General features: G+C 61.3%; 10 protein-coding genes. 1 reads left to right on the top strand and 9 read right to left on the bottom strand.

Annotation, left to right across the window (positions count from 1 at the left end):
• Positions 1-170 precede the first annotated feature (170 nt).
• Positions 171-467: a N(2)-fixation sustaining protein CowN gene (gene cowN, locus THIMADRAFT_RS18455; RefSeq protein ID WP_007194610.1), complete on the bottom strand. Its 297-nt coding sequence runs from the start codon at positions 465-467 to the stop codon at positions 171-173.
• Positions 468-814: 347 nt separating this feature from the next.
• On the opposite strand from cowN, the gene THIMADRAFT_RS18460 reads away from it, so the two are divergent.
• Positions 815-1,744, top strand: coding sequence for an alpha/beta fold hydrolase (locus THIMADRAFT_RS18460; RefSeq protein ID WP_007194611.1), 930 nt, complete (start codon positions 815-817; stop codon positions 1,742-1,744).
• A 160-nt stretch (positions 1,745-1,904) separates the two neighbouring features.
• On the opposite strand, the gene THIMADRAFT_RS18465 is transcribed toward THIMADRAFT_RS18460, so the two are convergent.
• The 8 genes from THIMADRAFT_RS18465 to THIMADRAFT_RS18500 all read right to left on the bottom strand — a co-directional run bounded on the left by THIMADRAFT_RS18465 (position 1,905) and on the right by THIMADRAFT_RS18500 (position 13,070).
• Positions 1,905-5,234 carry a pilus assembly protein gene (locus THIMADRAFT_RS18465; RefSeq protein ID WP_007194612.1) on the bottom strand — a complete coding sequence of 1,110 codons (3,330 nt, stop codon included), beginning with the start codon at positions 5,232-5,234 and terminating at the stop codon, positions 1,905-1,907.
• A 21-nt stretch (positions 5,235-5,255) separates the two neighbouring features.
• On the bottom strand, positions 5,256-5,810 hold the full coding sequence (locus THIMADRAFT_RS18470; protein WP_139052908.1) for a pilus assembly PilX family protein: 555 nt from the start codon (positions 5,808-5,810) through the stop codon (positions 5,256-5,258).
• A gap of 41 nt (positions 5,811-5,851) precedes the next feature.
• Positions 5,852-6,901, bottom strand: coding sequence for a PilW family protein (locus tag THIMADRAFT_RS18475; RefSeq protein ID WP_007194614.1), 1,050 nt, complete (start codon positions 6,899-6,901; stop codon positions 5,852-5,854).
• Positions 6,902-6,912: 11 nt separating this feature from the next.
• Positions 6,913-7,488, bottom strand: coding sequence for a type IV pilus modification protein PilV (pilV, locus tag THIMADRAFT_RS18480; RefSeq protein ID WP_007194615.1), 576 nt, complete (start codon positions 7,486-7,488; stop codon positions 6,913-6,915).
• Positions 7,488-8,006 (bottom strand): GspH/FimT family pseudopilin, encoded by a 519-nt coding sequence (locus THIMADRAFT_RS18485; protein WP_007194616.1) that lies wholly within the window; start codon positions 8,004-8,006, stop codon positions 7,488-7,490. The genes pilV and THIMADRAFT_RS18485 overlap by 1 nt, the downstream gene beginning before the upstream one ends.
• Before the next feature lie 27 nt (positions 8,007-8,033).
• Positions 8,034-8,468, bottom strand: coding sequence for a type IV pilin protein (locus THIMADRAFT_RS28035; protein WP_007194617.1), 435 nt, complete (start codon positions 8,466-8,468; stop codon positions 8,034-8,036).
• Positions 8,469-8,837: 369 nt separating this feature from the next.
• The gene (locus THIMADRAFT_RS18495) at positions 8,838-12,041 is read right to left on the bottom strand and encodes an efflux RND transporter permease subunit (RefSeq protein WP_007194618.1); all 3,204 of its coding nucleotides are present in this window, start codon (positions 12,039-12,041) and stop codon (positions 8,838-8,840) included.
• A gap of 3 nt (positions 12,042-12,044) precedes the next feature.
• Positions 12,045-13,070, bottom strand: a complete 1,026-nt coding sequence (locus tag THIMADRAFT_RS18500; RefSeq protein WP_007194619.1) for an efflux RND transporter periplasmic adaptor subunit — start codon at positions 13,068-13,070, stop codon at positions 12,045-12,047.
• Positions 13,071-13,405: the final 335 nt, after the last annotated feature.

The raw sequence follows: 13,405 nt of genomic DNA on the forward strand, positions 1-13,405 counted from the left end.
GAGAACTCCATGAACCACGTCTTCGCCGGGGACGAGCATGACTCAAGCCGTTGACATGCTAAGGAATCTGTCTGGGACTCGTCATCTTGAACCGCGTCCGCGCCGAGGTCGCGGGAGAATGCGAGCTTTTGAGACCCGCCCCGACCCGCACCGGAAGCACGGGACGCGGTTCAACAACACTCCGTCTCGAGGATATCGAGCTCGGCGATCAGCTCGGGCGCCTCGAGGCGATCCAGCAGGTCGCGGATATCGTTGAGATGACAGTGGATGTGATAGAGCTCGTCGTGCGCCGGCCCTTTCTCGCCGTCGAGCTTGGCCACGAGGTAGGTCCAGAAGGGATCCCGGCGGTCGGGGTCGAGCATCAGGTCGCGGAGCCCGGCGACGAAACGCTGCGCCCTGGCGTCGCAGTCGAGTCCGAGGAAAGAGATGTAGCGGTCGCTGAAGGCAGGTGTGTTGTCGGTCGGCATCGTCGCTCGTGAACAGGTTATCGGGGCATTACGCGCATGCTAGCGCATCCCGGCGCCCTGTGGGTCGGACTTGAGTCCGAGGAGGGCACGCAGCCATGCCTTGCCGGTGGCGTCGGGCCGAAGCCCGGACCATGGGGCTGTGATCCGTGGAGGTGCTCGTGCGGCATTCGGACGCTTCCCGTCACGGCAGATCCGACAGTGTATTCGACATCGTCGCCCCCCCGGTGCCTCGGCGTATAATCGTACAAAATATCCGGATTTAGACCGGCCCAGGATTGGCTTCTGACGAGCTGCCCATCAGACAACGGCCGAAATTCATCGACAATTCAGAGGCGGAAGACTTGACCATGACCGGAGAGACCAGGATCGCGACGAAGAGAACCGCCGATCAAAAGGCACGCGAGATTCCTCTCGGCGAGGCGGTCGATGCACCGCGTTCGCAGTTCACGGGCGCAGACGGCTGGCGGATCGCCTACTACGCAGACACCGGGGCCGGCGGGCGGCCTCTGGTGCTGGTGCACAGCGTCAACGCCGCGCCGAGCAGCTTCGAGGTCAAACCGCTGTTCGAGCACTATCGCTCGAAGCGTCCTGTCTACAGCCTCGATCTACCTGGTTTCGGCCACTCGGAGCGTCGTCCCGCAGGCTATACACCGGAGCTCTTTGCAGACGTGCTCGCCCGGTTCCTGGAACAGGTCGTCGGGCAGCCCGCGGATGTGGCTGCACTGTCTCTGAGCTCGGAGTTCATGGCGCGGGCGATGGTTGATAAGCCCGGCTCGGTCGCCTCCCTGGCGCTCATCGCACCGACCGGATTCAGCCAACGCGTCCCGCCGGGGCCTGGTTTCGGTCGGATCGTCCATCCGATCCTCAAGACCCCGGGACTGAGTCAATTCCTCTTCGATCTCGTCGCATCCAGGCGCAGCATCCGCCATTACCTTGGACAATCCTTCGTCGGCGAGCCGCCGCAGGAGATCCTCGACTACGCCTACGCCACATCCCATCAGCCTGGTGCTCGACACGCTCCGCTGGTCTTTCTTTCGATGCAGCTCTTCACGCCCGGAGCGGTCGATCGGCTCTACGCCAAGCTCACCGATCTGCCCGTGCTCGCCATCGCCGACCGCGATCCCTACATCGACTTCGAGCGGCTCGACGACTTCGTCGCACGTCACCCGAATTGGTCACGCCAACGGTTGGCGCCCAACATGGGACTGCCGCAATGGGAACGCCTACCCGAGACCGTTGCTGCTCTCGACGGCTTTTGGGCGAAGTCGGGTGGTTAGAGCAGCTTGACGCCGGCGACGACCGCGGTCGTCTCCGGCGCATCAAGCCGAGCTTGAAAGCCGCCGAGGTGAAACGGGGCGCTTTCCTGATCGATGGCGTGAGTGCTGGATTTTTGCTCGTTCGAGGATCTCGATGCCTGAGTGCGGGATCACTGATTGCTCAGCGATCGGAATCACTGCTCCAAAAGACCCGGCCGCGTTTGTTCGCGATGGCCGGTCGGATTTCCTGCGGGCTGATGGGCGTACCGGTCGAGCCGTCTCGAGGCGGTGCACCGATGACTACGGTGGTGGGCTTGCCATCTACCGGCACGGTTGCTAGCACGGGCGCGGGTGGCAAACCACCGCCGGCAAGATCGCTGGATCTGCGTCCGCCGCATGTCTCGGCTACACCGATCGCACCCGAGCCGTTGAACAGGTTCACCCAATAGCCCGAGGCGATCCCGATCGGTCGTGAGCAGATCCCGACGCCAGAACCACCGGGGCGTGAGGTACTGAAGGTCGCCATGCCGGCGACGATAAGCGCGTTGGTCACGGTCTGCTCGCCGCGATTCTGCAAGTTCATGAACCAGCCCCGATGCTGAGAATCGGGCGTCAGACTTTCGTCCGCACATGTCGTATTGGTGCTGTAGTCGAACATCATCGCAGTGTCGTCGAGATCGATCGGATAGGTTCCTCCAGGGACGGTTGTCGGATCTTCGCGGGGCCTGTCGAGGAAAACATAGAAGCGATCCTGGATGCTGGAGGTGTAAGGGTAGTTCGTTTCCAATGGACGCTCCCGATTACCGGAGCCGAGCGCGAGGTAGACGTAGCCCTTGTAGGGCATGACCGCCGGACCGTAGAGGAACTTACGGCCGGCGCCCTGCGTCGTTGCGATCTTGAGTATCGACCAGGATTCGGGCGAGAGCGGTGCGTCGTCGTTGGCCGGATCGATAAAGCTGATGCGGTAGAGATTTCCTCCGGTATCAGCGGCATAGGCCAGGTCCATCGCGCCGTCATAATCCAGATCAACCAGGCTGACGTCTGCAGTGACGGGGCGATCCGTCGCGAAGGTTCGGATGATCGCGCCGGTAGCCGCGCTAAGAACGTAGACCGTCCGGCCCTTGCTGCTCCCGCAGACCGGCGAGGCCGAATCTGCGTCCTCGCAGGGGTCATAGCCGCCGCCCATGACGAGCACCGGATCGGCGCCGCCCCCATACCCCGCGACATATCCGGCGTTGGGAATGGACCAAGTCTGGCCGATGTCGGTAAACCCGCTCGAACAACTCGTATCGTTCGTCAGGTTCGGGCATCCGGCGTACCACTTGATGGTGGGATTGTCCGGCGACGTGACATCGAAGGCATAGACCACACGTCCGCCTCGCCGCATTGTCGGAAAGATCCACACCGCAGTGGCCTGATTGTCCAAGCCATAGCGCACGACCTGACCGATCGAGCCATCAAAGAAATAGTCCTTCGGCAGCGGATTCGCGGCCTGATCTTGATTCGGATAGGCCACAAGTGGCTCATTGGCACGCAGTCGCGTCAATTTATCGAAATGCTCCGGTGCTATGAATGACCAGCGCTCGGCCCCATTGGCCGCATTGACCGCTCGTAGTGTTCCGTCATTTGCACCATAGAAGACGGTGACGCCATGGTACGAGCCATAGTTCACTGGCAAAGGACGCGAGTGTACGATGTCCCCGTGGATCGTGGGGCGCGGGTCCGTCAGCGCGTTGTCCTTAATGATGTGGTCAATATCCATGCCGCGCGTATAGTCCACGAGGTCGGAATCTAGGCTGGTATTCGACGTATTGAATGCAACCAGTGTATCTCCGGATCGCGTATAAACGTTGCGATCCGCGATCGTTGCACCGCGCAAGACCTGACCGGCGCCGCCCTTCTCGACGAAAGGTCCGTCCGGCTTGTCCGAATAGGGTTCCGTGGTGCCCAGGCACTGACTCATGGGTTCGGGAACAATACCCAATAAGGCCCAGTAATCGTCCGAGTCCGTCGTCCAATAACTCGCTGCGCACTCGGCCACGAAACCACTCAGGTTGTTGACGGCGCGCCTGCCCTCGGCATCGGCAAGGTCAATTCGGTCGTCAAAATGGGCCAATTGATAACGCTTCAGATTACCGAACCAGCGCGGACGCGCGAGTGGCTCGGGCCGGAACATCCCTATAAAGACCTGATTCTCGTTTTGAGCCCGGTTGGTGGCACTGATCGGTAATGACGCGGATGCGAAGGTGGAATTGACTGAGATGATCTCTGAGATGATGGTCCCGATCGCCTCCTCAAGTGCCTCCTGACTCTTTGCCATGAAATAGCCACCACCGCCGACCTTCGCCGTGCTTAAGAGTAGGCCGGTATGCTCCTTGCTTTGCTGGGCGTTGAAGACATCGATCGTATATGTGATCACACGCCCCCGCGGATCATTCGTGGTGGCGCCCGGAATCGGCACACCATGCACGAACATAAACTTAGCCCAATCGTCAAGATTCCAAGCCGCCCCAATCCGGCTGTCGAAATCGCCGGTTGGAATAGCTGTATCCGTGGTGATTCTTCCTATTAGATCATAATTATCTTCGTTGCTCTTGCTGCATGTATGAGGCGTCTTAACATTGGAACCGCATACACACTGGGAATAACCAGCTTCCCGGCAGGAGCCGCCTTCAGTATTCTCGGTTGCCGTGCAATCGGTCTGTTTCTTGTAACAGGCGTCAGTGTATCCCAGGTCGACGTTTTCACCGCGGCTGTCGATGATGAATTCAGGAATCGGAATGGGTCCGGTACCGCTGGGCGCCAGTCCATCCGGGGTACCGCCCGCGGCGGTTACGAGCGACCCAAGCGCGCTTGAATTCTCAAGATCATCGTCTGTTACACCTGATTGAACCGCGTTGGCGATAAAAATCACATAGGTGTCGGCGCAAAGATTATCACTGGTCAATGGTGAGGCGAATCTTGAGTAATTCGTCTGGTAGCCCGCGGCGTCTGCTAGACTTGGCGTTCCGGAACCATTATTGACTGCGTTTCCTCCGATGAGATACTGGTAGACATCCTGCATCAGATAGCCATATTTTGGTTGCGCCGGACGCTTCTCAGTCGGTTCGTTAATGTTGGTGTAGATCCGATCGAATTTTGCGTTCAGGACGGCTTGATTCGTCGCGTTTAAGGGCTTGATCGCATGTCGGACATAACCGGCATCCACATCGGGCTCCTGCGTTGCAAACATCATCACGCCGACGTTTACCTTGTTGGTCAAGCCCGATAGCGCATTTCCGATCGCGCGCACCTCGGCTTGCCCCTGGACCACCCCTTTGGGCAGCCAGTGCTGAGCGTTACGACTCCAGTTCGCCGAGTTGTCGAGCACGAACAGGATATTCGGCGTCGTCGTTTCCGTGCCGGTTCCGCCCACGAAGATATCGATGTCCTCCGCCCGGGTCGAGAGACAGATCAGGAGCAGGCCGGCCGTAAGGCCGATCGCTTGATGGCTCCTTACGAATGTGAACATGTGAGTTCTCCTGTTCATCTGTTACGGGCACTCGGTCGCGACGTCGTTGTTCGACACCCGAACACTGACGCCCTGCCTCACCCGTGCTTCGGCTTGCGTCATGACGTCAACGGCAACGGCCCTGAGATCCCATACCGATGCGGAGCACATCGACTGACCAGTGGCGCCGGCGCCATCGACCGCGCCTCCTTGTTGAGTGCCGATGAAGCAGCCTTGATCATTGATGTCGGTCACGTCGAGCTCATCGTTACGCGTCGGTGTCACCAACATGCAACTCGGCTGCGGATCCGTGAGTGAGACCTCGATATCGAGCAGACCGTCTCCGTCGATGTCATGGCATTGGTGATTCTTATGACCTTCACAGAAGAAGACGGCCTTTGGACTATCCGGCGCGAGGCTTTCGATCAACAGGGCGAGATTTTCGATCGCGACTTCCAAGGTGTCTTCCGCGGCCTTTCTAGCTTGCTCACGACTCTCCAGATTCGCAACCACGACAAGATTATTGCTGCCCATCTCGAAGACCGAGATGCCGATCAAGGTGGTCACCAATAGCATAATGAGGGCGATGATGAGCACTGCGCCGCTGTGTCGAGAGTTGATGCCTCGATGGCCGTCCATCAGTTGGTCTCCCGAGGACCGGCGATATTGTTCAATCGTACGGTCTTACTGTAGGCTTGGCGCTTAAAGCTGTCCTGGAATGGGCCAAACTCGCCCTCGCTCCCGAGCCGATAGGTCCGCTCATCCTCATAGCCGTCGGTGGGCAGTACATTGCGAGCAATGAGATGGATTCGAACAGCAACGACGTTTCGCCAATCATCCCAATGCAGCGCGCTAGCCTGGCTGTACAGATCGGGATCACCGTTCTCATCGGCATCGACGCCGTATTCAATCTGCAGGTGTTCGATCCCTTCTGCGATTGGTGTGATAATGTAGCCGTCCGCAGCTAATTCAGCGCGCTTCAGAGTCGGGATGCCGTCGTTGGGGCGATTGTTGCGCGCTACATAATAGACGTGATTGAGCAGTCGGTAGATGGGTGCCAAGAGGTTCGGGTCGCAGACCCGCGTCATACCGCCTGCGAAGGCAGCTGTAGCGGTTGCAACGATGGGCTGCGCACCTGCGATACAGGCCGGCTGTTGGATGTGCAGGGCACCGTCATGAAAGGCATCGCACTCGTCCTCGTTAATGTCGCAGGTACTAGCACGGCGGACAACGACGACATCGTTGCCCGTGCGGACGTCATCCATTGCACTGCATCCGTTTGGTCGATTTGCGATATCGTCCGAACCCTGGATCGGAAATGCCCGTTCCAGCTTCATACAGACCTCGTTCGGGCAGGTTAGCGGCAAACCGTTGTTAGTTAGATCGAGACACAAAACTAACCATCCGGATGTGTGTGGTATTCCGGCCTCGCCGTAGAACCCCGTATTGCTCAGATCATCGGCGAGGGTTTGCAGGGCATAGCGAGCATTCTGGATCTGGCCGATGGATTTCTGCAGTTCGTAACGAGTTCGGCTGTTGTTGGAAAGCACGAGCGCGAGGCCGCCGAGCAGGAAAAGCCCGATGGTCATGGCGATCATCAACTCAATGATGGTGAAGCCGCGCGCGCGCGCCGGTCCCGTTATCGGCTGTTGCAATGCCGCGACGTGAGGAGAGGTGATGCTGAACATGTTTAGCCGCCTCAGTCCAAATCCGCGAGCGTGACCCGCACCGCGAGAACCCGACGCATGGTGTCGTCAGGGTATTCGCCGCTTCCACAGTTCAAACTCGGGGAGACGGTTTCGGTGAGTCCCTGCCAGGCCACAGTGACCAGAAAGGTGGCCGGATCCTCATTGATGCGATCGATACAGCCGCGCGCTCCGAGCATGGCGCCGAGGAAGCGGCCGTCATTGCCCGTTGTGCCCACGCCTTTAAGCGCCTGGCTCCATTCGCAGAGATCCTGTGCCGGTAGGTTTGCTTCGTCGCGACAGTCATTGCTCGGATCATTGGCATCGCCGGCTCCAACAGTGGTGGTCGTCCCCGTGGTTGCATAGGCGCCGGCCTCGGCCGCACGCCGCTGCGTCGCGATGCGTGCCGCCATGTCCTCGACCAGCACTAGGGCGTGGGCGCGTTGATATGACTCCATCTGTGTGGCCGTCATCTTAGCCTGGAGTCCCGCCAGGCTCAGCATACCGAACGCAATGATCACAGCGGTCACAAGGATCTCGATCAGCGTGAAACCGGATTGTCGACAACCTTGGAGCGGACGATTGATCATTACGGGCAACCTGTCCTCATGAGCGTCGGCTGACCGCTGAGATCGACCCCGATACAGCGTTTATCCGCCGAGCTAGTCGTCTTGGATGCAAACTCGATCCCCGCGATGCTGCTGCCACGCAACCGCCCCGAGGCACGATAGATGATGCTGGCCGGTCCACCGCTTATCGTCACGCCATCCAATGCATCGCCATGAATCAGGGCATGGTCGTCATCGCTCGGATCATTCGCCACCCACCCGGATTCCCAACCGATGTCGGCATCCGTTGGCGACAATGTGACATCACGATTGAGTCGGATCGCCTCTGAACGGGTTCGCCAAAGTGCCATCTGAAAACCGCCGGCCGCGGCGATGGTGCGTTGCGAAGCGACGAAGTTCGAAAACGACGGCACCCCGATGCCCGTGAGGATCACCAGAATCGTCACCGCGATCATGAGCTCAAGGAGCGTGAAGCCAGCGCATTGCCGGGGAGGATCGCCCGCGCTCGGACGATAAACGGCAGTATGACATTTGCACATGTCTATTTCTCCAAATGCCCTCGTACTTCACCAGGCATCCGCCGGAGTCTTGGCGCCGGCCTGATTGATCGTCAGGACCACACCGCCGAGATCCGCGACTTGCTGTGTGCCGACCTTCGGCGCCGCACTGATCGTGAAGCTCGGTGGACTGACCACGATGGTGAAGGGCTCCGTGATCGTGTAGAACTTGGCGACATGCTCCGGGATCGTCGAATTCAAATCAGCGACCGACGAGGCATATCTGCGAGCGTCCATCAGAAATTGCTGTTGCCGTTGCGCCAGATCCATCAAAAATGACTGGGCTTCGGTGCGATTGGCTCTGCGGAAATACTCCTGATAACTCGGATAGGCTACCGCGGCCAGGATGCTGATGATGGCGACCGTGATCATGAGTTCGATCAGGGTGAAGCCGCCCCTGCGACCGGTGAGCGGGCTTGCGGGTTCTGGGGCTGCTCTGAACATGACAGATGGCTCGGTTCTCGATCCCACGAGTACTGTCGCGGGGTCTCTTAATGGTGGAGATCACCATCCATGGAGTTTCCGCCGAACAGGGAATCGTCGTGCGGTGAGTCCGTGAGATCGACTCCGAACCCAGGGGAGCAGGCTCGTCGGTGGAGCACAGAAGCCGATGACCGATCCTTGACCTCGCATTGAGTATGGCCGGTCGCGCGGACTCGAGATTTCGGTCAGCTCACAAAACCGACAAAAAATGCCGGAATCTGACCATCGCGGGTTGACAAGAGGAAAAAGGGCGGGGCGTTTGCCCCGTGATCCTGTGGGACTTGGCTTTCGAGACCGGCAACAGCGGATCACTGTTGTGGGAAAGCGCGGTCAACGATTGCTCGGGTGATTCAACTCCGAGCGATCGCCTCGGTTTTTGCTGCGCGCTGCCCTTTTGGCATCTCGTTTCTCTTCCCATTCGGTCAAGAGATCCCACGCGACCGGGACGATAAAGAGCGTGAGAAATGTCGCCGTCGCCAGACCGGTCACGAAGGTGGAGGCCATCGAACCCCAGATGACGGAGTAACTGGGGATGCCGAGGGCCATCGGCATGAGTCCCAGCGTGGTGGTGAGGGTAGTGAGGACGATGGGTCGCAGACGCAGTCTTACGCCTTCGCGGATGGCTGCGTGGCGGTCGAGACCGTCTCGGTAGCGTTGGTTGACGAAGGCGAGCAGGACGAGGGAGTCGTTGACGACCACGCCGGTGACGCCGACCACGGCGATAAAGCTGTTGATGGTGAACAGCGACTGGGTGACGACCTTGCCGAAAACGATCCCGATGATCGAAAACATGACCGCGGAGAGGATGATCAGCGGTTGGGTGTAGGACTTGAACTGGGTTGCGAGGATCAGGTAGATCAGCAGTACGGCGAGGCCGAATGCCTGCGCGAGGCTGTCGAAGGAGCGCTGGGTTTCTTCGAACTCGCCGCCGAAAATCAGCGTAGCCCCCGGGTAGAGGGTGCGTAGCTCCGGAAACTGAGCACGCACCCAGGCCGTGACCTGGGCGGAGGAGATGGGTGCGCCGGAGCGGATATTCGCGGTGACGGTCAGGCTGCGTTGGCGTTGATAGCGTTTGAGCTCGCCGGGCTGGACCTCGGCGATGGGCTGGACGATGTCGCGCAGCAAGACCGGCCCGGAGGGGTGCTCGAGGACGGGTATATCGAGCGCGGCTTCGGGCGCATCCAGGTAGGCGGGGTCGACGCGGAGCTTGAGGTCGACCTCCTCGTCGCTCAGACGGTATTTACCGATGTAGCGCCCGTCCAGGACCGACGCGGCCATGCGCGCGGCATCGCCCGCGGTGAGGTCGAGCTCGCGGGCACGTGACTCGTCGACCGCAAGCCGAAAGACCCGCGAGGGGATGCCGCGATCGTCTTGAAGATCAATGAGGTCGGGGCCGAATTCGGGATGGTCCCGCAAGCGCTGCAACAAGTCCGCACTCATGCCCCGCACGGCCGTTTCGCTCGATCCGGCGATCTGGATGTTGACGTCCTTTCCGGTGGGTGGACCGTCTTTCTCGGCTCGGACGCGGATTCTGACTCCGGGCTCGGCGAACTGCTCGATCAGGCGCTCGCGCATCCGGTCGAGGTGGTCCAGCGGGTCGTCGAAGGCTTGATCGGCCTTGCTCGGCAGCGCGACCATGACCGTGCCCAGATGTCGGCCCAGCTCGTCCTCGTAGTCCTCGCTGACGGTGAAGCCGGCAAAGCCCGCAGCGGAGCGTGCGTAGCCGGGGCCGTCGGCCATGATGAAGCGAGCGACCGCCTTCACGCGTTCGTGAGTCTGCTCGATCGGCGTCTCGGGCGCGCCTTCGACGAAGGCATAGTAGGTGGAATAGTCGTCCGGGAAGAACTGGATGCGCACCAAGGGCGCAATGCCGGCGATCGAGACGCCGAGGACGGCGAGGGCCGTCAGGAAGGCGACGAGCACCACCGAGAGGCTCAGCACCCGAAAGCCCATGGTGACCCGGATCAGCCGCTCGGTCATGTCCCGGAGAAGCCGCATCAAGCGGTTCTCACGCTCGCCCTGAACCGCACCTGAGCCAGTCGCGTTCGCCTTGGGGCGCGGTCCGAAATCAAGGTAGTGCAGGGGCAGGATCAACAAGCACTCGAACAGCGAAGCGACGATGGCAAAGCTCACCGCCTTGGGGATGAGCGCGAAGAACTCGCCCGTCGAGCCGGTCATGATGAGCATCGGCAGAAAGGCCGCGACCGTCGTGGCGGTCGCGGAGATCACCGGCCAGGCGACCTCTGCGGTGCCCTCCACGATCGCCTGCTCGATCGGCTCGCCGTCTTGGACATGCCGGTAGATGTTCTCCACCACGACGATGGCGTCGTCGACGATGATCCCGGAGACCAGCACGAAGCTGAAGAGGGTGAACTCGTTGAGCGAGTTGCCGGTCAGCTGCATCATCACCGCGGTGACCATGAAGGAGAAGGGAATCCCTACGGTGACCAGGCCGGCGTTGCGTATCCCCATGAAGTACCAGAGGATCAGGCTGACCAGCAGGACCCCGACGATCATGTTCCAGCCGAGGGTCTGGATCGATTCCTTGATGTAGGTTGTCGAGTCCAGCGTGAGGACCACCTCGATCCCTTCCTGCTCGAGAAGGGGCGCGACCTCCTCGAGGATTGCCTCGGCCGCGGCGTAGATCTCCATCGCATTGCCGTCCTCGGCCTTGAGCAGCCGCAGTGCGACGCCGTCCTTCCCGTCGGCGGAGGTAACGACGCTCGGGGTGCGATAGCCGAGGCCGGCATCGGAGATCAGGTCGTCGACGGTCACGAACGAGCCATCGGCGTCGCGGCGTACCACGGTCGCGACGACTTGATCGCGCGTGCGGAAGCGTTCGTCCACGCGCACCACGTACTCGCCGGTGCCGTCGTTGAAGTCGCCGGCCGGGAGGGTGACGTTGGCGTCCTGCAGGGCCGCGGCGACCTGATCCAGGCTCACCCCGTGCGACTTGAGCTTCCAGGGATCGAGAAAGATGTGGAACTCGCGACGCTGCTCCCCGTCGAGCTTCACCTCGGTGACCCCGGGGATCTGGGCCGTACGAATCTGCAATTCCTTCGCGATCAGGGACAATGCGCGGTTGGAGCGATCGCCGACGAGGTTGACCGCGACAACGGGCAGCCAGAAGGAGGTGCGGATCAGGTCGAAGCGCGGCGGGTCGACACCTTCGGGAAGCCGCTCGAGGATACTGAGCACGCGAAAGCGCAGCTCGTCGTAAAGAGCGCCGTAATCGGTATCGTCGCGAAATTTCACGACCAGGGTCGAGCGCTCGCGCACCGAGTTGGCGCGGATAAACTCGACGTGCTCCAGCCCGTCGAGCGCCAGCTCGATCTCGCGCGTCACCAGGGCTTCCACATCGCGCGGAGAGGCGCCCGGATAGACCGTGGTAATGACGACCTTGCCGAAGTTGACCTCGGGATAGCGCTCGGTCGGCAGGGCATCGAGCGCGAAGACGCCCGCGACAATCATGAGCACGAACAGCAGGTTGAAGAGCACCCGCTGGCGTAGCGTGAAGCCGACGACGGCGCGCACGCGTCAGCGACTCCCGCCCACGCGCACCCGATCCCCGGGCTTCAGCCCCGGGGCCGTCACCCGAATAAGGTCCGGGTTCAGTGCATCGGGTCCAAGCGTCAGCGCCGAGACCCGCTCGCCGCTCTCGCGAATGACCCAGGATTCCTCGTAGCTCGAGTCGAGCGCCGAGGGCGGCAAACTGACGGCGCCCGTAGCCTCGGGCAGACGCAGGCGCAGGCGCACGCGCAGCCCGCCGCGCGCGGGCTCCAGCGCTTCGGTCAGGGCCAGCTCGACGGCGATCTTGCGGGTCTCCGGATCGAACCCGGGGTTGACGCGGTGGATGCGCGCCCGGACCGCGTCGTCGGCCGTGTCGCCGACGTCCAGGACCTCCAAGGCGAGATCCGAGCGTGTCTGCTCGAGAGCACTGAACTGCTCGGGGGTCAAGGCGAAGGGGACCAAGAGGGTGGAGAAGTCCGCCGCGCGACCGACCGTCTCGCCGCCGCGGACCCATTGTCCGAGCTCGACACTGCGTGCGGTGACCGACCAACCGACAGGCGCGGAGATGGTCGCACGCGCCAAACGCTCTTCGAGCATGCGCCGTTTGACATCCAGCGCCCTCAAGGCGTGACTGTTGTCGCGCAGCGATTGCTCGAGCGTGTCCAATTGGGAGGCCGAAGCGCTGTTTTGGCGCACCAGCTCCCGAAATCGGGTGACCTCGCGTTGATCGTATTCGATCTGCGAGCGCAGGCGCTCCTCTTGGACGTCGATCTCCTCGAGATCGAGCTGAAGGAAGGTCGTGTCCAGTTGAACGAAGCGCCCGCTTTCGTCGATCCGGTCGCCGATATCGGCGAAGAGCGCTTGGACCCGCCCGTCCGTCTCTGCGACCAAGGGTGCCTCCGCGAGGGCGCGGGTGAACCCGACAAGCGCGACCTCGCGCATCGCGGGGACCGCCGTGACCAAGGCAGGCTCTGGGGCGTCGGCGGCGGCGACGCCCTCGAAGACGGCGATCGACAGCCAAGCCGCGGAGGCAGTGAGTCGAAGAAAACTCATGAGAAACGAGGTCTTTGCCGAGTCTGTTGCCTCGGTTCCCGGTTCGGCCTCGCGCTCGGCAGAGGATTGCGGGGGGGCGGGTCCAGTTCGCGCATGATTAGCTCTCTCCAATCTTTGGACGCCACGATGCCGAGGGCCTGACGATCGGATCGCGTTCGACGCCCGATCCAGCACGGCCGGTTCGAAGAGCCCTAGTGTACAATCGCTCCCGACAAAAATGATGAAGAGACTTGCTGCACCCGGGCGACATCTGCGTCGACCGGGCGAGGCGGGCGGAGGTGCAGGTGAACCGAAAGTCCGATAGCTCGACGCCGGGGTCCGGAGGGATTCGACCT

It is taken from the genome of Thiocapsa marina 5811 (genome assembly GCF_000223985.1).
Taxonomy (GTDB): domain Bacteria; phylum Pseudomonadota; class Gammaproteobacteria; order Chromatiales; family Chromatiaceae; genus Thiocapsa; species Thiocapsa marina.